This window comes from Ruegeria sp. YKSD179, from assembly GCF_059612885.1.
In genome coordinates, this window is the sequence record NZ_JBXWRL010000004.1 from 168,941 (window position 1) to 194,550 (window position 25,610).

The 25,610-nt window shown below is 52.4% G+C and carries 25 protein-coding genes; 21 read left to right on the top strand and 4 right to left on the bottom strand.

The features are described 5' to 3' along the window. Positions 1-23: 23 nt before the first annotated feature. The 3 genes from AC2FNE_RS03945 to AC2FNE_RS03955 all read right to left on the bottom strand — a co-directional run bounded on the left by AC2FNE_RS03945 (position 24) and on the right by AC2FNE_RS03955 (position 2,947). Entirely contained in the window at positions 24-674 is a 651-nt protein-coding gene (locus AC2FNE_RS03945) for a hypothetical protein (protein WP_170606842.1), read from the bottom strand. A gap of 13 nt (positions 675-687) precedes the next feature. Then, a complete protein-coding gene (locus AC2FNE_RS03950; RefSeq protein ID WP_170606844.1) occupies positions 688-2,088 on the bottom strand; it encodes a selenium-binding protein SBP56-related protein in 1,401 nt (466 codons plus the stop codon). A 127-nt stretch (positions 2,089-2,215) separates the two neighbouring features. After that, entirely contained in the window at positions 2,216-2,947 is a 732-nt protein-coding gene (locus AC2FNE_RS03955) for a FadR/GntR family transcriptional regulator (RefSeq protein WP_170606846.1), read from the bottom strand. A gap of 87 nt (positions 2,948-3,034) precedes the next feature. On the opposite strand from AC2FNE_RS03955, the gene AC2FNE_RS03960 reads away from it, so the two are divergent. From AC2FNE_RS03960 to AC2FNE_RS04040, 17 genes are all read left to right on the top strand, one after another. After that, positions 3,035-3,826, top strand: a complete 792-nt coding sequence (locus AC2FNE_RS03960; RefSeq protein WP_496804821.1) for a DUF2182 domain-containing protein — start codon at positions 3,035-3,037, stop codon at positions 3,824-3,826. A gap of 4 nt (positions 3,827-3,830) precedes the next feature. Further along, positions 3,831-4,535: a DUF1326 domain-containing protein gene (locus AC2FNE_RS03965; RefSeq protein ID WP_496804822.1), complete on the top strand. Its 705-nt coding sequence runs from the start codon at positions 3,831-3,833 to the stop codon at positions 4,533-4,535. Between the two features lie 56 nt (positions 4,536-4,591). Then, entirely contained in the window at positions 4,592-5,686 is a 1,095-nt protein-coding gene (locus tag AC2FNE_RS03970) for a dimethylsulfoniopropionate demethylase (RefSeq protein WP_170480437.1), read from the top strand. Between the two features lie 51 nt (positions 5,687-5,737). Further along, the gene (gene acuI / locus AC2FNE_RS03975; RefSeq protein WP_170480439.1) at positions 5,738-6,733 is read left to right on the top strand and encodes an acryloyl-CoA reductase; all 996 of its coding nucleotides are present in this window, start codon (positions 5,738-5,740) and stop codon (positions 6,731-6,733) included. Between the two features lie 175 nt (positions 6,734-6,908). Then, positions 6,909-7,472, top strand: coding sequence for a ribosome recycling factor (gene frr, locus AC2FNE_RS03980; protein WP_170480441.1), 564 nt, complete (start codon positions 6,909-6,911; stop codon positions 7,470-7,472). Between the two features lie 9 nt (positions 7,473-7,481). Beyond that, complete coding sequence (uppS, locus tag AC2FNE_RS03985; protein ID WP_170606852.1) at positions 7,482-8,213, top strand: undecaprenyl pyrophosphate synthase; 732 nt, start codon at positions 7,482-7,484, stop codon at positions 8,211-8,213. Next, a complete protein-coding gene (locus AC2FNE_RS03990; protein ID WP_170606854.1) occupies positions 8,210-8,992 on the top strand; it encodes a phosphatidate cytidylyltransferase in 783 nt (260 codons plus the stop codon). Before uppS ends, AC2FNE_RS03990 begins: the two co-directional genes overlap by 4 nt. Further along, complete coding sequence (gene dxr, locus AC2FNE_RS03995; RefSeq protein ID WP_170606856.1) at positions 8,992-10,164, top strand: 1-deoxy-D-xylulose-5-phosphate reductoisomerase; 1,173 nt, start codon at positions 8,992-8,994, stop codon at positions 10,162-10,164. The genes AC2FNE_RS03990 and dxr overlap by 1 nt, the downstream gene beginning before the upstream one ends. A gap of 5 nt (positions 10,165-10,169) precedes the next feature. Further along, positions 10,170-11,522, top strand: a complete 1,353-nt coding sequence (rseP, locus tag AC2FNE_RS04000) for an RIP metalloprotease RseP (RefSeq protein WP_170480450.1) — start codon at positions 10,170-10,172, stop codon at positions 11,520-11,522. An 87-nt stretch (positions 11,523-11,609) separates the two neighbouring features. Next, a complete protein-coding gene (locus AC2FNE_RS04005; RefSeq protein WP_302477839.1) occupies positions 11,610-11,738 on the top strand; it encodes a hypothetical protein in 129 nt (42 codons plus the stop codon). 128 nt (positions 11,739-11,866) lie between these two features. Beyond that, on the top strand, positions 11,867-14,227 hold the full coding sequence (bamA, locus tag AC2FNE_RS04010; RefSeq protein WP_170606860.1) for an outer membrane protein assembly factor BamA: 2,361 nt from the start codon (positions 11,867-11,869) through the stop codon (positions 14,225-14,227). 63 nt (positions 14,228-14,290) lie between these two features. Next, a complete protein-coding gene (locus tag AC2FNE_RS04015) occupies positions 14,291-14,818 on the top strand; it encodes an OmpH/Skp family outer membrane protein (RefSeq protein WP_254442578.1) in 528 nt (175 codons plus the stop codon). A 72-nt stretch (positions 14,819-14,890) separates the two neighbouring features. Beyond that, positions 14,891-15,364 (top strand): 3-hydroxyacyl-ACP dehydratase FabZ, encoded by a 474-nt coding sequence (fabZ, locus tag AC2FNE_RS04020; protein ID WP_170606864.1) that lies wholly within the window; start codon positions 14,891-14,893, stop codon positions 15,362-15,364. Then, the gene (gene lpxA / locus AC2FNE_RS04025; RefSeq protein WP_170480456.1) at positions 15,361-16,143 is read left to right on the top strand and encodes an acyl-ACP--UDP-N-acetylglucosamine O-acyltransferase; all 783 of its coding nucleotides are present in this window, start codon (positions 15,361-15,363) and stop codon (positions 16,141-16,143) included. Before fabZ ends, lpxA begins: the two co-directional genes overlap by 4 nt. Before the next feature lie 4 nt (positions 16,144-16,147). Further along, positions 16,148-16,942, top strand: a complete 795-nt coding sequence (locus tag AC2FNE_RS04030) for an LpxI family protein (protein WP_496804823.1) — start codon at positions 16,148-16,150, stop codon at positions 16,940-16,942. Further along, positions 16,942-18,108: a lipid-A-disaccharide synthase gene (lpxB, locus tag AC2FNE_RS04035; protein ID WP_170606868.1), complete on the top strand. Its 1,167-nt coding sequence runs from the start codon at positions 16,942-16,944 to the stop codon at positions 18,106-18,108. Before AC2FNE_RS04030 ends, lpxB begins: the two co-directional genes overlap by 1 nt. Then, positions 18,101-18,676, top strand: coding sequence for a hypothetical protein (locus tag AC2FNE_RS04040; protein WP_170480462.1), 576 nt, complete (start codon positions 18,101-18,103; stop codon positions 18,674-18,676). The genes lpxB and AC2FNE_RS04040 overlap by 8 nt, the downstream gene beginning before the upstream one ends. Positions 18,677-18,691: 15 nt before the next feature. Here the strand turns inward: AC2FNE_RS04040 and mnmA are convergent, their stop codons facing one another. Further along, positions 18,692-19,837, bottom strand: a complete 1,146-nt coding sequence (gene mnmA, locus AC2FNE_RS04045; RefSeq protein WP_170606870.1) for a tRNA 2-thiouridine(34) synthase MnmA — start codon at positions 19,835-19,837, stop codon at positions 18,692-18,694. A 129-nt stretch (positions 19,838-19,966) separates the two neighbouring features. On the opposite strand from mnmA, the gene sciP reads away from it, so the two are divergent. The 4 genes from sciP to recG all read left to right on the top strand — a co-directional run bounded on the left by sciP (position 19,967) and on the right by recG (position 25,517). Next, the gene (gene sciP / locus AC2FNE_RS04050; protein ID WP_170480465.1) at positions 19,967-20,260 is read left to right on the top strand and encodes a CtrA inhibitor SciP; all 294 of its coding nucleotides are present in this window, start codon (positions 19,967-19,969) and stop codon (positions 20,258-20,260) included. A gap of 83 nt (positions 20,261-20,343) precedes the next feature. Then, positions 20,344-21,060 carry a response regulator transcription factor CtrA gene (gene ctrA, locus AC2FNE_RS04055; protein ID WP_170606872.1) on the top strand — a complete coding sequence of 239 codons (717 nt, stop codon included), beginning with the start codon at positions 20,344-20,346 and terminating at the stop codon, positions 21,058-21,060. A 117-nt stretch (positions 21,061-21,177) separates the two neighbouring features. Further along, positions 21,178-23,430 (top strand): NAD-dependent DNA ligase LigA, encoded by a 2,253-nt coding sequence (gene ligA / locus AC2FNE_RS04060; protein WP_496804824.1) that lies wholly within the window; start codon positions 21,178-21,180, stop codon positions 23,428-23,430. Beyond that, positions 23,427-25,517, top strand: coding sequence for an ATP-dependent DNA helicase RecG (gene recG, locus AC2FNE_RS04065; RefSeq protein WP_170606876.1), 2,091 nt, complete (start codon positions 23,427-23,429; stop codon positions 25,515-25,517). Before ligA ends, recG begins: the two co-directional genes overlap by 4 nt. Positions 25,518-25,610 lie beyond the last annotated feature (93 nt).

A 25,610-nucleotide genomic window follows, 5' to 3' on the forward strand; every position in this document is an offset into this window, starting at 1 on the left:
CGACCAGCTGGAATGAAAAGCAATTAAAGCGCGGACCACAATCCCAAAAAACCAACTAAGATCAGGCTCAAGGCCCAGATCAGTTCTAGGTTAAACCAACTGCGGGACAGAAACTGAAGACCAAGCCAGCGATAAACGGCAAAGGCCACAATACCCCCGCCCAAAACCATGGCGGCCGTATGTATGACGGCCACGGCCAAGACGAGCATCCCGTTGGTAGTCATGATCTCGGAAATTGCGCGGTGGCCGGCATCCAGTTCATCAAGACCACATAGTCCAAGATAGATCGGGACCAACATCAATGCAGCACCATGTGCGAGCGCCACAAGAAACGACCAGAGGGCTAACTTGCTGGGTGGTATGCGAGAAAGAACTCGGGGGTGCCGTCGCGTTATCGCGATGTAAAGACCCATGGTGATGACTATAAGAGCAGCACCAACGCGAATTTCCCGCTGATATTCGACAAGTAGCGTCATTAATGCGAAGGGAAGCAAAACTCCCAACATTGCCACGAAATGCCCACCAGCCAAAGCAGCGAGTGCGCCCCAAAGCGCAGATTGCCGTTGCTCCATCAGGGCCGACGAAACCGCCAGCGGCCATCCCATCCCTGGATTTAATCCGTGGTAGGCTCCGCTTAGAACGACGGCCAGCCAAAGGCCAGCCGTCGATGTCATCAGAAACTCCAATTCAGACGGACGGGTAGCAGAAACTGTCAGTTGAACAGTCGCCACCCTCAAGACGGATTTGGTGGCTCCGGTAGCCTTTCGGGAAATCCACCCAGAATTTGGGATCAAGCGTCAAGCCACCGTTTTCACCGACATCAGCCTTGACCATAGCGGCTCCACGATCACCGGGGTAGAACTGATCATCCCATGTCGAATACAGCGAATTCGTCCAATAAACGCGTTTGCCGTCCCGGCTGATTTCAACCATTTGCGGCCCATAGCCAAATTCCTGACCGTTCGGATGCTTCGTCTTTTTGACGATGCCGCCAATTTCAACCACGCCGGCCAACTTTGGGTTCATTGGGTCTGACACATCGTATTGATGCATTTCGCCTGTTCCCCAGCAGGAGACGTAGAGATAGTTATCATCAAGGCTCAGATCGATGTCCGTGACTAATGGAGGAACCGCCGAGAAACCTTTCAGCAGGTCAGGCAAATCGTCAGGGTCAGCCGGTTGTGGATCAATAGTGATCGTCTTTTTCGCCTCAAAGGTTCCGTCGTCGTTGCGCCACCACGTAAAGATCGCACCCTGCAGGTTAGTGGTATCGACTACGACACCGCAAAATCCATATTGCTTTACGGGATCATGAGCGGGGCGAATCTCCAAAGCCATTTGGTGGTTCTCACCTAAATCAATGGTCTGAATATTGGTGCGATCACGAAGGTTCCAAAAGTGAATCCGATGCCCATACTTGTTTGAAAGAAGATCCTCGGCCACGATCCCGTTTTCGAATTGCGGTGGTAATCCCCATTCAGAGCTTACCATGTAATCGCGAGGCAGGTTCCACCAGAAATCATAATGCTTGTCTTGAACTCCGCGCTCGATCTCGTATCTACCAATTATATCAAAGGTTTCGCAGTCCATGATAAAAATACCCGGAGGACCATCTGTACCTTCCTTTCCACCACCGCCAAGTGTGCTGACATAGATGCCTTCCGGTCCGCAATGGATCGTGTGTGGGCGGGAATACCCAGTTTTAGCAAAGACTTCTTCGGGTTCGATAATCTTGTGAATTTTGGCTTCCAGCGGATTTTTAACATCAATAATGTAGATTCGGCTTGATCGAATGCCGGGAATTATCAGGTAACGGCGTTCAAGGAATGCATGTCCGCTAAGTGGCGACAGAGAAGACGAGCACGCATTCCAACCAAAATGGTGAAATTCATCCCCTTTTTCGGGCATAATCACCTGATGAACGATTTTTCCGTAATCTCCCGATGTTGGGTCGACGTTCACAACAGCCAAGCCATCTGGCTGCGAAAAATCTGGACTAAGCATAAGCGTGAAAGCCAGTGTTTCCGTCGGTCCTTCCATAGCCAGCTTTGCAGATGGATAAAAGGTTGGGTCCGGTCTTTGGTTCATAACGTCCTCCCGTAAGAAATTGATATTCAACATTTTTGAGAGTTCCGGTCTTGATGCCGGGTGACTGGCTGCCTGCTCGTGTTTCAGTGTCTTCCTTCTGCTGCTCCAATTCCGTTTAAATTCTGCTTCAGGCCGGCTTGCGGCGCTGTTCTGCAACGTCTTGTGCCAGTTGGCGCGTATAAGTTTCCAAATCCGCCAGCGCCGCGTCGACAACATCGGCGTCGCGTGCTTCTAACGCATCTGCGATTTTGCTGTGCATAGCAATTATCGCCTCTCGCGACCTCGCTGTGAAGGTGATCATATTCATCAACGGCTGCATAGCTTCAACGGCACCAGCTAATTGATAGGACAAAACCGGATTTCCCGCACCATCCACCAATGCTCGGTGAAAAGCTACATCCGACGTACAAAACGCTTCGTCCGTAAGTCCTGGCTGTGACTGCCTGAAAATTTCCGTTCTCATAGTAGCCAAATGGTCAGGCGTACGCCGGTCGGCTGACAAAGCGGCGCATGCTCTTTCCAGAGCGTAACGTGCCTCGCACGCCGTATCGAAACTTACAGCATTCATGGATAGTAACAGCGTCGATGTCGTGATCTGCTGGGAATAGGCGTCTTCAAAATTAAGCCGATTTACAAATGCTCCACCAGCGGCACCGCGTTGTGTACGGATCAGGGACTGGGCCGCCAACCTCTTTAACGCCTCGCGGACTGTTGGACGCGAAACTCTGAACTGATCGGAAAGCTCGGTCTCCGAGGGAAGCCGCTCATCAACAATTAACGCCCCCGATACTATCGCGTCCCGGATGGCCTGCGCGATCTGTGCGGAAAGGTCGGCAGGGTTTTGTGGGTCTATTTTCATGTCCAAAGGCCAGCATGTCAGATTTTATTTGTCTGACATTTAAAAGTCTGACATTTGAAAAAGCAAGAACTGAGTCGGGAGGAGAAAATGAGTCGCGCAATGCTACGCAGCGGATTGTGGCTTGGCTTTTACGCCGCCATCCTTTGGGCGTGGTGGACTATGTTCTCGATGAACCGCGATATGGATCTGGATTGGATCGGCCGTCCGGGTCCGATGGGCGAAGCCATGCGTGTAATGGACCCGCGGATGGACATGTACATGCCCATGGCCGAATTCGGGCCTTTGTTCTGGATGTGGGCGATTATGATGGCTGCGATGATGTTGCCAACGCTTGTTCCGACTTTGCGCAGCTATGAAGACCTGATCCGCAGCGCTAACGGAAGCCGCGCTGGATGGATTGGCGTTCTGAGTGGATACTTCCTTGTCTGGGCGGGCTTTGCGGCACTTATCACTGCACTTCAATTGGCTCTACTTTTTGGTGGTGCAATAGATATGCTGGGGATTGCAAAATCACCTTATCTAGCAGGCGGCTTGTTGGTTTTGGTGGGCGGATTCCAGTTCACTCGCCTCAAAGAAACTTGCCACGGCATCTGCCACGCTCCCATGACCTACTTTTTGGGGCACTGGAAAACTGGTTATATCGGCGGTGTTCGAATGGGGCTTGGCCTCGGTGTTTTCTGCGTAGGTTGCTGTTGGGGCTTCATGGCCCTGGGTTTTGTTGGCGGCGTCATGAGCCTGCTATGGATGGGTTTGGCGACCCTGTTTATGGTTTTGGAAAAACTTCCCCAAATAGGTCACGCCGTGACCCGACCCATGGGGTTTGCTTTGATCGCGAGCGGAGTAATCCTGCTCGGGCATCACATCGTTTACGGAGGATAACGTGATGGCAAAGAACAGAAAACCAGAGGCGGACAGACTTCCCATAAGCCAGCGGATCGACAGTCGTATGCCCAACCCAAAGCGGCGTGAAATGAGCCCAACAGACTGGGCAATCAAGGGCGAACTGATCTTAAATTGTTCCTGTGATGTATTTTGTCCCTGCGTTGTCTCGCTTGGCGCACATCCTCCAACCGAAGGTCATTGCCATGCATGGATGGGCGTGATTATCGACGAGGGAAATTTTGAAGGCGAGGACTTATCGGGGCTAAACGTGGGACTGCTGGTCGATATTCCGGGCCGCATGGGCGAAGGTCAATGGAAAGTGGCGGCCTATGTGGACGAACGCGCCAGTGGGAAGGCTTACAACGGCCTGTTACAAATTTTCAGCGGTCAGGCTGGGGGAACGACTGGTTTGTTCACAATGCTTGTCAGCGAGATCATAGGGGCAGAGCGGGCGCCCGTTCAGATAGAGCGCGACGGAAACAAACGCCGGATCGTTATTGGACGCAAGATTCAAGGCGAGATTGAGATGTTGGCCGGCAAGGACGCCGATCATCCAGTGATGGTTTCGAATTCAAAGTACTGGATGGGACCAGATATCATTGTTGCCCGCGGAACAAAATCAAAGGTTCGAGACTATGGTCGCGTTTGGGACTTTGGTGGAAAATCCGCTGAGATTTGCCCGATCGACTGGCATGGGCCAAAGTGACGTTCGACCCTGAACCATCTATAATTATGTAGTTTTTCTGCCTGAAGGATCGGAAAATGGCAGTCATCACTCCTAACCGACGCGTACGTAAAACGCCATTTACACCCGGTGTCGAAGCTGCTGGGGTTGGCGGATACACAGTGTACAACCACACGCTTCTACCCACGTTTTTCGAGAGTGTCGAAGCTGATGCAGCACATCTGAAGCAACACGTTCAGGTCTGGGATGTTTCGTGCGAAAGGCAAGTTCAGGTCAAGGGACCGGATGCTTTGCGCCTTATGAAAATGTTAAGCCCACGTGACATGGACCGTATGCAGGCGGATCAATGTTACTATGTACCGATTGTGGATCACAATGGCGGTATGCTGAATGATCCTGTGGCGATAAAGCTGGCCGACGATCAATACTGGTTGTCTGTGGCTGATGGTGACCTGTGGCAGTTTGCTTTGGGTCTTGCAATCGCATTGGGTCTGGATGTCGAGATCACCGAGCCCGATGTTTCGCCGCTTGCGGTTCAGGGTCCAAAGGCCGACGACCTTATGGAACGCGTTTTCGGCGATCAGGTAAGGGACATAAAATTCTTCCGTTACAAACGTTTGCGGTTCGAAGATCAAGAATTCATCGTTGCGCGCTCAGGATGGTCAAAACAGGGTGGTTTCGAAATCTACGTCGAGGGTTCCGAATATGGAATGCCCTTGTGGGATACGTTGTTCGCCAACGGACAGAATTTGAAGGTCAGAGCGGGGTGTCCCAATAACATTGAACGGGTTGAAAGCGGGCTGCTTAGCTTTGGCTCTGATATGCGGCGCGAAAATACTCCCTATGAATGTGGATTGGCTAGGTTTTGCAACTCGCCGCTCGACTATATCGGCAAATCGGCTTTGGCTGGACAAGCCGAAAACGGTCCGCCACGGCAGATAAGACCTTTGGTGATTGAAGGCGAAATTGGACCGTGCACCCAATCTTGGCCCTTGCTTGCCAACAGCACTCAGGTGGGTCAGGTGGCTTCGGCTGTCTATTCGCCCGAGTTTGGAGTCAACGTGGCAATTGGGATGGTGGACCGAGCCTATTGGGAGCCGGGGACACGGATCGAGTTGATGACGGAACACGGAATGCGGTGGGCGGAGGTTCAGCAAAGTTTCTGGCGATGACCCACGACAAACAGCGGACGAAAATTGAGATCGGATTACGGAGATATAACGATGTTCAATGCATTAGTAGTTGAAAAAGATGAAGAAAGTGGCCTGGCCAGTCCTTCGGTCAAACAACTTTCTGACAGCGATCTCCCACATGGTGAAGTCACGGTGGCAGTTGAGTATTCGACGGTGAACTACAAGGATGGATTATGCATGTCGCCAAAAGGAGGAGGGTTAGTTCGAAACTATCCTCATGTGCCCGGTATCGATTATGCGGGTACAGTCGAATCCTCTTCCGACGATCGATATAAACCTGGCGACAAAGTTGTATTGACGGGCTGGCGCGTTGGCGAGGCTCATTGGGGCGGGTACTCGCAAAAGGCAAGCGCATTGGCTGATTGGCTTGTGCCGCTGCCGGACGGTTTAGACACGCGACAAGCTATGGCTGTCGGAACAGCAGGTTTCACGGCCATGTTGGCCGTTATGGCGTTAGAAGACCATGGTTTGAAACCGGGTCACGGTCCTGTTTTAGTTACAGGGGCCGCTGGTGGTGTAGGCTCTGTCGCGACAGCTATTCTGGCTCATCTGGGCTATGAGGTTGCCGCTGTCACCGGGCGCCCTGATACGGCTGACTACCTGAAATCTCTGGGTGCAACGAGTATCGTCCCAAGAGAAGAACTGAATGAAACAACCAAGCGCCCTTTGGAAAGCGAGACTTGGGCAGGTTGCGTGGACGCCGTCGGCGGCGCGATGTTGGCTCGGGTTCTTGGGCAGATGAAATACGGCGCGTCGGTTGCTGCGGTTGGTCTCGCCGGGGGTGCTGCTTTGCCCGCTACTGTAATTCCGTTTCTGCTTCGCGGAGTGAATCTGCTGGGGATAGACAGCGTAATGCAGCCCTACGAAAATCGCGTTCGTGCCTGGCAGCGCATTGCCGCAGACCTGCCGATGAACAAGCTTGAAGCGATGGTCCATCCTGCCACTTTGCAAGATCTGCCAAAACTTGGCGCCGACATACTGCAAGGGCAGGTTAAAGGGCGCGTAGTCGTAGATTTGAATTCCTGACTTGAAAAAATCAGCGGCCCACACGAATGGGTCGCTGAATTAATTGGTCAGAAACTTAAAAATGGCCGCTAGAGCTCTGGGAATTGCCACATTTGGCGGCCATGATTGCTATACAACCCTATTCCGATGGCTTATGACCCAAGGGAACAGCACTTGAAGACGGGGAGTGAGCAGTATGTCTGACGATTTCGAACTGGACACCGATGATCTGAAGCGCCGAATGGAAGGCGCCATGTCCAATCTCAGGACGGAATTTGCGTCGTTGCGGACAGGGCGGGCGTCTGCATCCATGCTGGAACCCGTTATGGTTGACGCTTATGGATCTATGACACCGATCAATCAAGTTGGAACAGTGAATGTGCCCGAGCCCCGTATGGTGACGGTCAACGTTTGGGATAAGTCGCTGGTCGGAAAGGTTGAAAAAGCAATCCGTGAAAGCGGGTTGGGAATTAATCCGCAACTGAACGGTACGATCATCATGTTGCCCATTCCCGAGCTGAACGAAGAACGTCGTCGGGAACTTGGCAAGGTTGCAGGCCAATATGCTGAAAGCGCGCGTGTTTCGATCCGCAATGTTCGCCGCGATGGCATGGACCAGATAAAGAAAGCCAAAGCTGACGGTATGTCCGAAGACGACCAAAAGTTCTGGGAAAACGAGGTTCAGGAACTGACTGACACAATGATCAAATCGGTTGACGAAGCGCTGGAAACTAAACAAGCAGAGATTATGCAGGTCTGAGAACGTCACATGCCCAAGGACCCTCATATGGAGCCTACGCACGGCCCAAAGCATGTTGCCATCATTATGGATGGCAATGGGCGGTGGGCTCAGGCACGAGGTAGACCCAGGCTTTATGGCCACCATGCTGGTGCGCGTCGTGTACGCGAGGTGGTCGAAGCCTGCCCAAGACTGGGGATTAAGTATCTAACAATTTTTGCGTTTTCGACAGAGAACTGGAAAAGGACCCAAGTCGAAGTCGCGGGATTGATGAGCCTTTTCAAGCGCTACATCATCAAAGAGACTCAGACCCTCAAGGAAAACGGTATACGGGTTCGGTTTATCGGTGACCGCGTAAGGCTCGACAGTAAGCTTATCGAATTGATGGATATGCTGGAACGAGAGACCCAGGACAACGACCTTGTTCATCTGACAGTCGCCCTCAACTATGGCGGCAGGGACGAAGTGGCTAGGGCAACAAAGCGCCTTGCGCGCGATGTAGCAGAAGGCAGGCTGAGGCCCGAAGATGTAGATGAAGAAACACTTCCTAAGTATTTAGATACGCGCGTTTTACCCGATCCTGATCTTGTGATCCGCACGAGCGGCGAAGCGCGTATCTCCAACTTTCTGCTGTGGCAGTCCGCTTATTCTGAATACGAATTCATAGACACGCTTTGGCCCGATTTCACCGCGGCCGAACTTGAACGGTTGTGTCACAACTTTGGAGCACGCGAGCGGCGGTTTGGAGCAGTTCCCGCATGAGCAATGACCGCTGGTCTGACCTGACAGCACGAGTTTTGTCAGCTGCGGGCCTGACGGCGTTGGGTGCGGTCGAAGTATGGCTGGGTGGATTGTGGTTCGAAGCCTTCATTGCCGCAGCATGCGGAGTTATGACTTGGGAACTGGTTCGGATGGTCGATCCGGGGCGGCAGAGCGTTGCGATACAAATTGCGCTTTTGACCGCATTTGCGGTTGTTGTAAGCTACCACCTGCCTCCTTTGTACAAATTACCGGTACTTTTGGCGCCTGCGCTGGTTGGGGCAGGGCAAATCAAACGCCACCGCGGCATGTTTGTCGGATTCTTAATTTGGATTGCAGCCTCGGGACTTGGTTTTATAACCATCCGCGAAAGTATGGGCTTTGGCTGGATGGTTTGGCTAATCTCAATTGTAGTGGCGACTGACATTGCTGGCTATTTTGTTGGAAAGTCACTGGGCGGCCCAAAGTTCTGGCCCAAAGTTAGTCCCAAGAAAACGTGGTCCGGAACAGCCGGAGGTTGGGCAGCAGCAGGCTTGGTCGGCGCTGTTTTTGCTTGGAATGCCGGGTTTGGATTTTTTTTCGTTCTGATTTCCATTCTAACGTCAATGGCCAGTCAGATAGGCGATATTGTGGAAAGCGCAGCAAAGCGCAAACTTGGTGTAAAAGACAGTTCGAACCTGATCCCGGGCCACGGCGGATTTCTAGACCGATTTGACGGCATGATGGGCGCAGCGTTGTTTGTTCTGATCGCGGGACTAATTTATAGGCCCGGAGGAATGTGATGCGAAAGGTGTCCATTTTTGGAGCGACCGGGTCGATCGGCCAAAACACCGTTGATCTGATTTCGCGCGCGCCAACGGAATACGATGTCGTAGCTTTGACTGGCGGCGCAAACATTTCGCAGTTGGCAGAAGACGCGCGAAATACGGGTGCCCAGATTGCGGTGACCGCCTATGAAAGCAGACTCCAAGATCTAAAGGATGCGTTGTCAGGAAGTGGAGTTGAAGCAGCCGCCGGGCAGGCGGCTCTTGTCGAAGCAGCCTCGCGTCCTGTGGACTGGGTCATGTCTGCAATCGTAGGTTCAGCTGGCTTGGCTCCTGGCATTGAAACACTGAAACAAGGCGCAACGCTGGCGCTGGCAAACAAAGAAACGCTGGTATGTGCGGGTCCCTTGGTTCTTGAAATGGCAAAGGCGCATAACGCGCAGATTTTACCAGTAGACAGCGAACATTCGGCTGTTTTTCAGGCTCTGGTCGGCGAGGATATCCGCTCCGTTGACAGGGTAGTAATCACAGCAAGCGGCGGCGCGTTTCGCGATTGGCCAATCGAGGACTTGCCGAGGGCTACTGTCGAACAGGCCTCCAAACATCCCAATTGGGACATGGGGCAACGAATTACGATCGATAGCGCCTCAATGTTTAATAAAGCTCTGGAGATAATAGAAACAAAAGAGTTTTTTGATGTTTCACCAAACCAAATCGAGGTGGTGATCCACCCGGAATCCATCGTTCACGCACTTGTGGGTTTCCAAGATGGCGCACTCATGGCGCATTTGGGCGTACCGGACATGCGTCATGCAATCGGATATGCGCTGAACTGGCCGAACAGGCGAGAATTACCGATCCAAAAGTTAGACTTAGCAGCACTTGGCCAACTGCGTTTCATTGCCCCGGACGAAGCCCGTTACCCCGCGTTGCGACTTGCACGGGAAGTAATGGAGAGTGGCGGTCTTTCGGGCGCAGTGTTCAATGCCGCAAAAGAGCGTGCCCTTGATCTGTTTATACAGCGCAGAATTGGTTTTTTGGAGATGACCGACGTCGTATCATCGGTTTTAGACCGGTTTGACGGTGCAAAAGGCCATATTGATGCCGCTTTGACACTTGATAACGTGCTGCAAACGGACCATTTGGCACGTCATTGGGTCGATGAAGCCGTACTAAAACGAGCAGGATAAGAATTTTGGACATATTATCTTTAATCCCACAATTCGGCGGGCTGATATACACTATCGCCGCATTCGTCGTGGCATTATCCGTAATTGTCGCCGTGCATGAATATGGCCATTACATAGTAGGTCGGTGGTCCGGAATCCAAGCAGAGGTGTTCTCTATAGGTTTTGGCCCAGTTCTGTGGAGCCGCATGGATAAACGCGGGACCAAATGGCAAATCGCATTGTTGCCATTTGGCGGTTACGTCAAATTCTTGGGCGATTCCAACGCTGCCTCGGGAAAAGACGAGGACGCTATGTCAGAAATCGCCGAGCAAAGCCCTGAAGAGCTGCGTCGGACCATGCATGGGGCTCCACTGTGGGCGCGTACGGCAACTGTTGCGGCTGGTCCTGTTTTCAACTTCGTAATGTCGATACTAGTCTTTGGCCTAATTTTCTGGTCACAAGGGGTTTCGCGTGAGCCTTTGACGGTCGAGGCGCTGAATCCACTGCCGGGGACCATACAAGGATTGCAGAACGGGGACGAAATTGTCGCTATTGCAGGTATTGCTACACCGGATTTTGACGATGCAAGCACCTGGTCGGAATTTACCGCGTCACTGCCTGTCGAACCGGTACTCGATTACACTGTTATTCGCGATGACCAGACAATAGATGTAGCCGGGCCATGGCTGTTCCCTCCATTAGTTCAGCAGGTCTCTCCGCGCAGCGCAGCTATGGACATTCAGCTGCAGGCAGGGGACGTGATAACCGCGGTCGACGGCGATCCTATCTTTGCTTTTGCACAGTTAAAAGAAAAGGTTGAGAGTTCAAACGGACGTCCGCTTTTATTGAATGTGTGGCGCGATGGTGCGGATCTTGAGTTCGCATTGGCGCCTCGCAGGACAGACGAGCCTCAACCAGACGGAGGATTTGTCACTCACTGGCGGATTGGAATCGTTGGCGGTATGATGCTCGAACCTGCGACGGTCCCAGCAAACGTTTGGGATTCCTTGTCTGGTGGCGTCAGCCAGACCGTGCGAATTGTCCAGGGTTCGCTTTCGGGCATGTGGCACATGATCACCGGGGCGATTAGTACTTGCAACATCTCCGGACCTATCGGCATCGCCGAAACTTCTGGGGCAATGGCCAGTCAAGGTGCAGAGAATTTCATTTTTTTTATTGCTGTATTGTCGACAGCCGTGGGTCTTTTGAACCTTTTTCCAATCCCCGCGTTGGATGGTGGGCATCTTGTTTTCTATGCATACGAAGCGGTGGCAGGGAAACCGCCTAGTGACAAAGCTTTGCGAGTACTTATGGCGATAGGCGTGACCCTCATTCTATCGCTGATGCTTTTTGCAATTACTAATGATCTATTCTGCTGAATAAGGCGTGCGCTGCACCTCGAGGACGTAAAATTGCCTCAATTCGGAGGTAATTTAACGTCGAACTTGGTAAGGGATACCGTTGCTATGAGTGACGCGCTTCGCAAATCCTACAGGAGCTTTAGCTACCTTTTCATGCTGAACTGGGACGTGTTGTTAAGTTTCGGCATAACCGCACTTGCGTTGGCTCTTGGCGCCTATTTTGTTGGCTTGTGATTCTCCCTAACATTTCTGAATGATTAAAGGGCGACCCAGTGGGTCGCTTTGCTGTTTTGCGCTTTTGACAAGACTCAACAATCCCGTTACTCAGCAGCTAGAGGCCAAAAATTCTGGGTAGCTAAAAAATGATTGATAGCAGGGGCACGGGCACATTCTGCGGCTCTTACAGGTCGCAAGGCAAGATTTTGTGGCAAACACTAACGTTCCTTTTTCTCTTTGCAGCAGCTAGTTTTGTAACCGTTCCTAAAGTCGCTCAGGCGCAGACCTACACGATCAATTCTTTTGAGGTCGAAGGAAACCGTCGGATTGAATCGTCGACGATTATCGCCCGAACAGGAATTCAACCGGGGCAAACGGTGACGGCCGGGCAATTGAACGACAGCTTTCAACGATTGCTTGACAGTGGCGTTTTTGAAACAGTCGAGCTGACACCCCGTGGAAGTACGTTGGTAATTTCTGTCGAGGAATACCCTACAATCAACCAAATCAGCATCGAAGGTAATCGCCGCGTCAAAGACGATCTTTTGCTAGATGCGATTTCGTCGCAGCCCAGAAGGGTATTTACCCCTCAGACGGCTGAGGCTGACGCCGACCGGATTGCCGAAATTTATTCTGCGCAAGGTCGAGTAGCCGCTACGGTTATCCCACGGATCATCCGCCGCAGCGACAACCGAGTTGACTTGGTATTTGAGGTTGCAGAGGGATCCGTCATAGAAATCGAACGGGTCAGTTTTGTCGGCAACCGCGCTTTTTCCGACCGGCGACTACGTCGCGTTCTTGAAACCAAACAAGCCAACGTATTGCGTACTTTCATTCGTGGCGACACGTTCATTGCAGATCGAATTGAATTCGATAAGCAAGTCATTCGAGATTTCTACCTTTCCCGCGGATATGTCGATTTTCGCGTTAACAGCGCCAACGTGGAATTCACTCGTGAAAGGGATGCGTTCTTTCTGGTGATGAATGTCACCGAAGGGCAGAAGTTTTCTTTTGGCCGAATAACTACTGTCAGCGAGATTCCTGGTGTAGATCCGGGGGCTTATCAGGCTGCACTAAAGATCAAACCCGGGGTAACTTACACCCCGACATTGGTCGAAAACTCAATTGCCCGGCTTGAGCGTCTGGGGTTGAAACAGGGCGTTGATTTCTTACGAGTGGAGCCGCGTGTTACGCGCAATGACCGGGATCTAACGCTGGATGTGCAGTTCGTTCTAACACGTGGTCCGCGGATATTTGTGGAACGCATTGATATCGAGGGAAATACAACCACTCTGGACCGGGTAATCCGCCGCCAATTCGACACTGTCGAAGGCGACCCATTCAATCCACGTGAAATTCGGCAGAGTGCAGAACGTATCCGAGCCCTTGGGTTCTTTGCGGTCGCAGATGTTGAACCGCGCGAGGGATCCTCACCCAGTCAGGTGATTGTCGACGTGGACGTCGAGGAACAACCCACGGGTTCGCTTAGCCTAGGCGGTAGTTACTCTGTCTCGGATGGTTTTGGTATCGCGATCGGATTGAACGAAAGTAACTTTCTGGGTCGAGGTCAAAACTTGGGTCTCTCACTTTCAACCGCACAGGACGCGGAACGTTACACCATCGACTTCACCGAACCATATCTGTTGGGCCGGAGGTTGCGGTTTGATGTAGGATTGGGTCTGGCCACTACAAACTCCAGCTTTGCCAGCTACGACACCAAAAGTGTTTTCTTCAATCCACAGTTAAGCTACCGCATCGGTGAACTGTCCAGCTTGCGTGTTCGTTATGGTTGGGACCGAAGCGAGATGACACAGCAGGACAACGAAACCAACGGAGCCGTTATTTCGTCAGAAATCGACCAAGGCAAGCGAACTGCCAGTTCGATTGGAGTGTCCTACATTTATGACAGTCGCATCGGTGGCCTGAACCCCAATGCCGGGGTTCTATTTGAAGTTGGCGTGGATGCAGCCGGTCTTGGCGGGGACAGCGAGTTCATTAAAACAACGGCCCGCGCCATCGCCCAACAGAGGGTTCTAAATGAAGAGGTGGTCCTTCGCGCCACTCTTGAAATGGGCGCGCTCAATTGGACTGGCGACGACTTTAGCCGTACGCTTGATCGTTTTGTACTTGGGCCTAGCACTTTCCGTGGCTTTGAACCTGCCGGTCTTGGCCCCCGGGATCTTTCGAACGGTCAGGATGACGCTATCGGCGGAAATTATTACTGGGTGGCAAGGTTCGAGTCTGATTTTCCACTTGGTTTGCCAGAAGAATTTGGTCTTCGAGGTGGCGTTTTCTATGATGTCGGCAACCTCTACAACATCGACAATGTGAATACGGCAGGGGCAGACATTGTCGGCTCGGGCGGTTCTATCCGACATGTTCTGGGCGTTTCAGTTCTATGGACTACACCGTTCGGGCCACTACGCTTCAATTTCTCCACAGCGTTGAAGAAAGAAGAATTTGACAAGGAACAGAATTTTGACCTGACCCTTCAGGCCCGGTTCTGATCAGGCATGGTTAGCTTGAAAAATGCAGTATTGCAGGGCCCGTTACGGGCCCTGTGCATTTTAATGACGTTGGCGGTTGTGCAGCCTGCTTTTGCTCAACAACTGGGCCTTCCGCAATCCGGCATTCTCACCATTTCCAGCGATAGATTGTTTTCAGAATCAGAATTTGGAAAGCGAGTGTTTCAAGAAATTGAAACGGAAGGCGCTGCTCTTGCTGCGGAAAACGAGCGCATTGTCGAAGAGCTAAGCAAAGAAGAAAAAGACCTGACCGAACAACGGGCGACATTAACAGCCGAAGAATTTCGTCCACTGGCGGAGGCATTTGACGAAAAGGTTCAGTCGCACCGCGAAGGCCAACGTGCCAAGTTGGATGCATTGGCCCGCCGCAGTGAAGAAGCCCGGTCCACCTTCACAAAATTAGCGGAACCGATTTTGATTGGGCTGCTGCGGGATGCAGGCGCGTCAATGATTTTAGAGCGGTCATACGTGTTTCTCAGCTCAGACGCTTTGGATATCACAGATGCAGCCATCGACCGCATCGATACTGTGATCGGCGACGGCGGCAACCAAAGGATTGACGGCGGGGAATAGGTTCGCTTGCCCTGAACGGGCTGTATTGTTAACCACGCCATAAAGAGACATCAGAAACAGGACTTCTGCCTCATGACCACGGATACCAAGAGTGCCGACATTCAGCTGATTCAGCGCATACTGCCGCACCGCTACCCGTTTCTTTTGGTCGACAAGGTCATTGAAATCGATGGAATTAATTCCGCTATAGGCGTCAAGAACGTCACAATGAACGAGCCGCACTTTCAAGGGCACTTCCCAGGTACACCGATAATGCCAGGTGTTACGATCGTCGAAGCGATGGCGCAGACGGCTGGCGTTATGTTGGGGGTTGGCATGGATGTGATCGACAGCGATCTGCTGATTTACTTCATGAACATAGACAAGTGTAAATTCCGCCGCAAAGTCGTTCCGGGTGACGTTCTGCAAATGCATGTTGAAACCTTGCGCGGCAAAAAAGGCGGCAAAATTTTCAAGTTCAATGGCCGCGCAACCGTTGATGGTGAGGTTGCAGCAGAAGCAGAATTCTCAGCCTATGTTGACTGGGACATGGAAAAAACGACATGAATGAAATTCACCCCAGCGCAATCATCGAAGACGGGGCGCAGATCGGGGCAGGCTGTAAAATAGGCCCGTTCTGCTACATCGGTCCGAAGGTGAGCCTTGGCGACCGCGTCGAACTGAAATCCCATACTGTTGTAATGGGTGAAACTTCGATCGGCGAAGACAGTGTCGTTTTCAATTTTTCTGTCATCGGGGAAATACCGCAAGACCTGAAGTTTGGTGGTGAAAATACGCGCCTGGAAATCGGAAAACGTAATCGAATCCGTGAGCATGTAACAATAAACGTGGGTACAGACGGTGGCGGAGGTGTGACCCGTATCGGGGATGATTGTCTTCTGATGGCCGGAGTGCACGTGGCCCATGATGTTCAGATCGGTGATCGAGTAATCATGGTTAACCAATCAGGTGCCGCCGGACATTGCATCATAGAAGATGACGCGATCATCGGCGGTATTTCAGGGCTACATCAGTTTGTGCGCGTTGGTCGCGGTGCAATTATCGGCGCCCTCACAATGGTGCCTAAGGACGTCATTCCTTACGGTCTGGTGCAGGCACCGCGCGGCGAGTTGGACGGACTGAATTTGGTCGGCCTAAAGAGGCGCGGTGTCCCGCGTGAGGACATTGCTGCGCTGCGAGCCGCGTTCAAAGAATTGTCCGAGGGGGAAGGCACTTTCATGGACAAAGCAGATCGGCTGAGCGGTTCAACAAGCGACTATGTCCGCGAGATTGTCGAATTCGTGACTGCTTCTTCCGACAGGTCAATCCTGACGCCGAGGAAATAGCTGAATGCTAGCTCTGATTGCAGGCACAGGAACTTTGCCAGATGAGCTGGCGTCTCAATTGAGTGAGCGCCCCCTGATATGTTCTCTGGAGGGTTTAGAACCCGAAAACCTCAAACCAGATCTGGTTTTTCCGCTAGAGCACTTGGGAAGCTTTATAGCGGAGCTGAAATCACGTGGCGTGACGGAAATCTGCATGGCAGGCGCAATTGATCGACCAGCAGTTGATCCTTCACGGATCGACGCTCAGACTTTGCCGCTGGTTCCAATAATTCAAAAAGCTATGATGTCCGGCGACGACGGCGCGCTGCGGGCAGCTATTAGTGTTTTTGAGAGTGTCGGTCTTGATGTCCGATCCGCCCATGAGATCGCGCCAGATATATTTCCGCCGTCAGGCTGCCTGACGCAGATTGAACCTTCAAAACGTGACTTGGAGGATGCAGATCGCGCTGCTGCAATAGTGCGCGCCATGGGTGCTGCCGACGTAGGACAAGCGTGTGCAGTTCTCAACGGGCAAGCTCTGGCCATAGAGAGCGTTTTTGGCACAGCGTGGATGTTACAGTCATTGTCACAACGCCCTGACGCTGGCGGCGGCGTTCTTTACAAAGGTCCGAAGCCAAATCAAGACATGCGAGTCGATATTCCGACAATTGGTCCCGAAACTATACCTGACGTTGTGGCCGCTGGTCTGGCAGGCATTGTTATAGAAAAGGGTAGTGTCATAGTTCTGGACCGCAAGCGCGTCATTAGTGAATGCGACCGAATGGGAATTTTTCTTCTAGTCCGAGAGCACTCAGCCTGATGCGCGTTTTTCTGGTCGCAGGTGAACCTTCAGGCGACCGCCTTGGTGGCGCCTTGATGGAAGGGTTGAAGGAACTTGTCCCTGACGTAAGTTTTGACGGGGTGGGTGGACCGCTGATGCAGGCTCAGGGCCTTGTTAGCCGGTTTCCAATGTCGGAACTCAGTGTTATGGGTTTGGTCGAGGTTCTACCAAAGTTTTTTCACCTAAAGCGCCGTATCTCTGAAACTGCCGAGGCGGTGCTTACGACGGAACCAGATGTATTAATCACTATCGATAGCCCGGATTTTTCGCTGCGGGTAGCCAAGATAGTAAAGGCCGGCAGCGACATCCGTACTGTTCACTATGTAGCACCGAGTGTCTGGGCATGGCGTCCGGGTCGAGCCGACAAAATGGCCAAAGTAATTGATCATGTTCTGGCGCTGCTACCGTTCGAACCGCCCTACATGGAACGCGCTGGGATGGCGTGCGACTTTGTCGGCCATCCGATCGCCAGTGAACCAGTAGCAACCCCACAGGATGTTGCAAGTTTTAAGGAAACCCACGATTTGGGCGACGCGCCAGTCCTAGTGGTGTTGCCCGGTTCGAGGCGCGGCGAGATCGAAAGGCTTGTCCCCAGTTTTCGTGGAGCATTGGAAATCTTTCTGTCCGTTCGACCGGATTTCCGCGTAGTGGTGCCAACCGTCGCCCCGACATCCGACCTAATAGGTACCATTGTCCAAGATTGGCCTGGTAACCCAGTGGTGCTGGACCCGCGAAATGAAAGCACAGATCAGGCTAGCGCCACCAAGCGAGAGGCATTTGCGGCCGCTGAGCTTGCGCTTGCGGCGTCGGGAACTGTGTCTCTTGAATTGGCGGCCCAGAATACACCTATGGTTATTGCATACAAGTTGAATTGGCTGACCCAGAAAATGGCCGAGCGAATGGTCAGGTTGGATACTTTCACGCTCGTAAACTTGGTATCTAAGACACGCGCCGTGCCCGAGTGTATGCTGGACGAATGCCGCCCGGACAGAATTGCGGCGGAACTAAACAAAGTATTGGAACAGCCAGACGCGCAACGCGAAGCCATGGAGGTAACCATGGACCAGTTGGGACGAGGTGGCGAACCCCCGGGGCTACGTGCTGCCAGGGCAGTTTTGACCCGGATGAGCGCCGGCAATGCTTGATCACATATTGTTTGCTCTATCGGCAGGTATCGCGCAGATTTCGACCAACCTGGACAATCTGGCGGTTCTCTTTGGGCTAATAATTGTCATGGGTCGAGGCCGGCCTGTTACTGGGTTCGCTGTGGCTCAGGCTATTTTGCTTGCTCTGGCAATGGGGTTTGCAGTCGGGTTGAGCCACACCGGTTACCCAGCCGCCATCGGTTATCTGGGGATCGTACCGCTGCTGCTAGGGACGCGAGGAGCGTGGCAACAGATCAGGAAACGAGAACAAGTTGAAACTCGGCCCCAAGGCGCCGTAGCCTCGGTAATTGTTTTGTTTCTAAGTCTGTCTTTTGACAGTTTCGCCGTATTAACCCCGTTATTTGCGGAATCGTCGCCTTCGTACAGATTGGCGGGGCTGATTGGCGCTGTAACCGCTGCAGCTGCGATGAGCCTTTTAGCCGCTTGGGGAGCTCCCAAAGCGCAGAGATTTGCGCCGCAGCTAGTACGGTTTGATCGAATAACACCCTACGTCATGATAGCCGTCGGACTTTATATCCTGTCCAACAGCGCGACCGACATGCTTTAAAGTCCCGGTTGTTTATCAATATCCACGCCAAATCCAGCCACCGCCAAATATCCGACTGCCTTCTGGCGCATAGAATACGCACGCCTGACCGGGTGAAATGCCTTCTTCAGGCGTCAACAGCTCAACTTCAGCTGTAGTTTCGGACAACGGCCTTACGATCGCTTCGCGCGGAGGGCGTGTTGAGCGAACTTTAACTGACAAGTTCCATTCGGCCCGAGACGTAAATGGCTCATCACCCAGCCAGTTTATCTCGCGCACCGGAACGGTGCGGGTCGCTAGCATCTCTTTCGGTCCGACCACCACCTGTTTTCTGTCCACGTCCAGCTTTACCACGTACAACGGCTCGCTTAGCCCACCTATTCCAAGACCACGACGCTGTCCGATTGTGTAGTGAATGACACCATTGTGTCGGGCCAAAATTCTTCCGTCCGCATGCACGATCTCGCCAGGTTCCGCAGCGCCTGGGCGTAATTTTTCGATAACGCTGGCATAGTTGCCGTTCGGAACAAAACAGATGTCCTGACTGTCGGGCTTGTCGGCTACTGAAAGCCCATATTTTGCTGCCATTTCACGTGTAGCGTCTTTCGAGGGTAGGTGGCCCAACGGAAAACGCAGAAATTCCAACTGTTCGGGGGTGGTAGAAAACAGAAAATATGATTGATCGCGATTTACGTCCTCGGCGCTGTGTAGTTCCGGGCCATTCGGGCCCATCTTGCGCTGAATATAGTGGCCAGTCGCCATGCAATCAGCTTCAAGGTCTTTGGCGGTCTCAAGAAGATCTTTAAATTTGACCCGCTCATTGCAACGAATGCAGGGCACAGGGGTCGCCCCCGCCAAATAACTGTCAGCGAATTCGTCTATTACGGCGTCTTTGAAGATGTTTTCATAATCCAACACATAGTGAGGAAAACCTCGTGCCTCGGCCACGCGGCGCGCATCATGGATGTCGATTCCGGCGCAACATGCGCCTTTCTTTGCCAAAGCAGCACCATGGTCATAAAGTTGAAGTGTAACACCCACCACATCGTAACCCTGATCCGCCAAGTCAGCCGCGACGACCGAGCTGTCCACACCCCCGGACATGGCGACAACCACCCGCGTTTCCGAAGGCGGTTTGGCAAAGCCAAGCGAGTTTAACTGGTTCTCAGCGGCGAAGGCCATGTGCGTTCCTGTCCGGGTTAAGAAAGACCGGCAGAATATAGGAAAATTCTAGACACTCTCAAGGGGTGGTTTCACGCCCTTTTAAGTAAGCTTGGTCCAGCCTTATCTAAAATAAGAAAGGGTCAACTTATGTATTTACAAAAAGTAGAGGGGCCGCGATCAGTTACTTTACCCGATGGCACCATTTTGACACGAGCAGATTTACCCCCCACCGAGACGAAAAGGTGGGTCGCCTCCAGAAAGGCGGTAGTCGTGCGTGGTGTGCTTTATGGTCTGATTTCCTTAGCAGATGCGAAGATTAGGTACGGTATCAGCGATGAAGAATTCAATACTTGGGTCGCTGCCGTCGCCAAACATGGCGTCGACGCCTTGAAAGTGACCGCGATGAAAAAATATCGGCAACTTAAAGGAGAAAAAAACTAATTGATTCAACGTTAACGGCAGATTAACCATTTTTGCTCAGGTTCAAAACCAGTTGAAGAATTTGACTAAATTGGAGCAATGAAATGCGCATACTTCTTGTCGAGGATGATCCGACCACGTCCAAAAGCATCGAGCTGATGCTGACACATGCTAATTTGAATGTTTACGCGACGGATCTTGGCGAGGAAGGAATAGATCTGGCCAAGTTGTATGATTACGACCTGATACTGCTGGACCTCAATCTGCCAGATATGAACGGGCACGAAGTTCTGCGCCAGTTGCGCATTGCGCGTGTCGAAACACCAATTCTCATCCTTTCAGGCACGGACGACACCGACAGCAAGATCAAGGGATTTGGGTTCGGTGCCGATGATTACCTGACGAAACCTTTTCATCGCGAAGAATTGGTTGCGCGAATCCATGCAATTATCCGGCGGTCAAAGGGACACTCTCAGTCCATAATTCATACCGGACAAGTTGCAGTAAACCTCGATGCCAAAACCGTTGAGGTCGAGGGTAAGACTGTGCACTTAACCGGCAAGGAATATCAGATGCTGGAACTTCTGAGCCTGCGCAAAGGTACAACATTGACCAAGGAAATGTTTCTAAATCACCTTTATGGAGGCATGGACGAGCCAGAGTTGAAGATCATCGATGTTTTCATCTGTAAACTGCGTAAAAAACTCAGCAATGCGACCGGTGGAGAAAACTACATCGAAACCGTTTGGGGCCGCGGTTATGTACTGCGTGATCCACAATCCGCAACTGGGGTCGAGACCCGGATGGCGGTCGGCGCCTGATTTTAACCCACCCAACAGGGTCTGAGTAACTAACCAATCTCTTGTCAGTACGACACTGGACCTTGCAATTTCCTCGCCCTATCACTGGTGATTAGAACGACGTGACAGGGCGAGGCCATGAGTAAAATACTTCCCGTATCCGAATTGACAGAAGAGGATGCGCGCAATGAATTGTCCCGCCTCGCCAAGGAAATTTTGCGGGCCAACCGTCTTTATCACGCCGAAGACGCTCCGGAATTGTCAGACGCCGATTTTGACGCGCTAAAACGCCGAAATTCAGAGATCGAAGCGAGATTCCCCGCACTGAAACGTCCTGACAGCCCAACGGATCTGGTCGGGGCAAAAGTTGCGGATGGGTTTGCAAAGGTCTCTCATGCTGTTCGAATGATGTCGCTGGGCAACGGATTCGATGACACGGATATTGCAGACTTTGACCGTTCAATTCGCAAATATCTGGGCCTAAAGGACGTTGCACCATTATCCTATACCGCGGAACCAAAAATTGACGGGCTGTCGCTTTCACTTAGGTACGAGCAGGGGCAGCTGGTGCAGGCTGCAACACGCGGTGATGGAGAGGTAGGGGAAAACGTCACCGAAAATGCTCGCACGGTCAAAGATATCCCGCAGAAAATTGACAACGCACCCGATATTCTTGAGGTGCGTGGCGAAGTCTATATGTCTCATTCCGACTTTGATGATCTGAATTCCCGGCAAGCTGCTTTGGGGGGAAAGACATTTGCCAATCCGCGCAACGCCGCAGCTGGGTCCCTGCGTCAACTGGATCCCGCGATTACCAAGTCCCGGCCTCTTCGCTTCTTCGCATATGCCTGGGGCGAATTGTCCGAACCGCTGGCTGCCACGCAGATGGCCGCAATTCAACGGCTTCGGTCATTTGGATTTCAAACAAATGCCCTAACGAGTTTATGTGGGTCTGTTTCTGAAATGTTGGAGCATTACCGGGCTATAGAGGCTCAACGCTCCACACTGGGATATGACATCGATGGCGTCGTATACAAAGTGGACGATTTGAACCTGCAGGCGCGGCTGGGTTTTCGGTCAACCACGCCCCGATGGGCCATCGCACATAAGTTCCCGGCAGAACTGGCATGGACCCGGTTGGAGTCGATCGATATCCAAGTCGGTCGAACCGGAGCCCTCAGCCCGGTGGCACGGCTACATCCGGTAACCGTTGGGGGTGTCGTCGTTTCCAACGCTACTTTGCACAACGAAGATTATATTGCCGGACGTGATGCCAAGGGAGGCGTAATCCGAGAAGGCAAGGACATTCGTGTCGGAGATTGGGTGCAGGTTTACCGTGCCGGTGACGTGATTCCAAAAGTGGCCGATGTCGATCTGTCTAAGCGCCCAGACGATAGTGTTCCTTACGCTTTTCCAAAGCGGTGTCCAGAATGTCAAAGCGATGCCATTCGCGAAGACGGAGATGCTGTAAGGCGATGTACCGGAGGCTTGATTTGCCCAGCTCAAGCTGTTGAAAAGTTGAAACATTTTGTTTCCCGAAAAGCGTTCGACATCGAAGGGCTTGGCGCAAAACAGATCGAGATGTTTCATAACGATCCGGTCCTTCCAATAAAAACGCCAGCGGATATCTTTACATTGGAACAGCGAGACGCTGGCAACCTGGCTCGTCTCAAAAACCGCGACGGGTGGGGGGAAACTTCGGCCAGCAACCTTTTTGCCGCCATAAATGAAAAACGGACCATTGAGTTGTCGCGCCTGTTGTTTGCACTTGGCATTCGCCACGTGGGTGAGGTAGGTGCGCGCGATCTGGCTTTGCATTACCTCAACTGGAACGCCATGGCGCGGGCAATTGACGCTGCGCGCCCCGCTGCGCTGGCCCAAAGACGCGCTGAAGATGCGGAGGAAGCAGAACGCATTGCGGCCACCGAGGAAGGCCGCCGTGCTCGTGTCAAAGAAGCACGCGAGGCCGCAGTTGTCCGCTATGATGTGCCAGACTCCGCTGCCGCTGCGTGGAGTGATTTGATCGGAGTTGACGGCATAGGGGCGACACTTGGATTGTCATTATCGGACGCTTTTGCAAACGGCGACGAGCGGCAAGCATTCGACGATCTTATCGGACACTTGACGATTTTATCGCCTAAAGCCCCAGCGTCAGATAGTCCTGTAGCGGGCAAAACTATCGTCTTCACCGGAACCTTGGAAAAGATGACGCGAGCCGAAGCCAAAGCACGCGCCGAAGCACTGGGGGCTAAAGTTTCTGGCTCAGTCAGTCAAAAAACAGATTTGCTGGTTGCTGGTCCCGGAGCAGGTTCCAAAGCCAAGAAGGCCGCTGATTTGGGGATCGACACATTGGATGAAGACGGCTGGCTTCAGCTGATTGGGGACGCATGAGCGGTCGTCCTGAACTTTTATTTCCGCTTTTTGCGGGTTTGGAAACGCTTGAGGGCGTAGGTCCGAAAACCGCGCAACTGTTAGGTCACTTGGGAATAAACTCACCTCGGGATGTTTTGTTTGCCCTGCCTTATGCTGTCGTCGACAGAAGACGACGTGACACAATACTTGGTGCGGATCTGCCCACGACGCTGACTGTTGAGGTTACGGTCGGTGCACACAGGCCCCCTCGGAATCGTGGCGGGGCTTATCGAATCCATGTTGAGGACAGCCAGACAAAATTCCAGCTTGTGTTTTTTCATGCTCGTGGCGAATACCTCAAAAAACTTCTTCCACAAGGATCAAGTCGTGTTGTCTCAGGGAAGATGGAATTATTCGACGGAATGGCGCAAATGGTCCATCCCGACCACGTAGTCGCCCCTGTTGATGCTGATGACCTGCCAGAATTTGAACCGGTCTACCACCTTACACACGGCGTAACACAAAAAACGGCTTACAAGGCCGCACAGAGTGCTTTGAAGAAGGTGCCTGAGCTTGTTGAATGGATTGACCCCAATCAGGTTTCAAAACAGAAGTGGCCGGATTGGGCGTCCGCGATAAAGGTCGCGCATCACCCAAAGGGTGCTGATGATGTCTCAACCTTTGCTCCCGCACGGGAGCGTCTTGCGTATGACGAACTGTTCGCACATCAACTTACACTTGCGCTCGCGCGACAACGCGAAAAAAAGGCGAGGGGAGTTGTAAGTGTTGGCAACGGTTCGCTGCAGGGCGTCGTTTTGAAAAGCCTTCCATATCGCCCGACCAAAGCACAGCAACGCGCTATTCGAGAAATCTCGGACGATATGGGGTCTGAGGCCAGAATGAACCGATTGCTACAAGGTGACGTAGGCTCAGGAAAAACGCTTGTGGCCTTTATGGCCTTGTTGGTCGCAGTTGAGGCCGGAGGGCAGGGCGTCATGATGGCCCCAACTGAAATATTGGCTCGGCAACACTTAGAAGGCCTGCGCCCGTTAGCAGAAGAGGCTGGTGTGGTGTTAGAGCTACTGACCGGCCGAGATAAGGGCGCCGAGAGGAAAGCCAAACTAGCTGCTTTGGCCCGCGGTGACATTCAGGTTCTCGTAGGCACCCATGCGGTGTTTCAAAGCGACGTTACATTTAAAGACTTACGTCTTGCTATCATCGATGAACAGCATCGTTTTGGCGTGCGTCAGCGAATGGAACTGTCTGAGAAAGGGCAAAGCGCTGACGTTCTGGTTATGACAGCGACCCCAATTCCACGCAGTCTTGCACTGGCGCAATATGGTGACATGGACGTTTCTGTACTGGACGAAAAACCTCCGGGGCGTAAGCCAGTCAAGACTGCAATCATAAGCGCCGAAAGAATAAATGATGTGGTAGACCATTTGCGGCGCGCCATCGCGGAAGGCAGACAATGCTATTGGGTCTGCCCCTTAGTCGACGAGTCCGAAGTATTGGACCTGACAGCCGCAGAGGAAAGATTCAAACGATTGAGGGCATTACTGGGCGATGATGACGTCGGACTGGTCCACGGACAGATGCCGCCTTCGGAAAAAGATGCTGCAATGGCAGCTTTTCAGGCAGGGCACATCAAGGTGCTGGTAGCAACGACAGTCATCGAAGTAGGTGTCAACGTTCCCAACGCCACAATTATGGTAATTGAACGAGCCGAGATTTTTGGTTTGGCACAATTGCATCAGCTTCGTGGCCGCGTTGGGCGTGGTGCGGACGCCTCTACCTGTTTACTTATGTACAAGCCTCCGCTGAGCGATGGCGGGCGGAAACGCTTGGAAGTCTTGCGAGAAACCGAAGACGGTTTCCGAATTGCGGAAACAGACCTTCAAATGCGCGGGGCAGGCGATTTGATAGGAACAGCACAATCCGGTCTGCCAAAGTTCCGAATTGCCGATCTTGAGCGGCAAGCGGGTCTGATGGCCGTCGCTCAGACAGATGCGCGGAATTTGCTGACCGTTGATCCCAAATTGACGTCTGATCGGGGTGAAGCTGCGCGCGTCCTATTGTGGTTGATGAAACAAGATCAGGCGATCCGTTTAATTTCAGTGGGTTAAGCAAAAGTTCCGATAAGTTCACAAATGTTCCCAAAAAGTTCTTTACCGACTCGGAAAAATGTGAGAACAAAAGGTCAACAAAGGATTAAAACT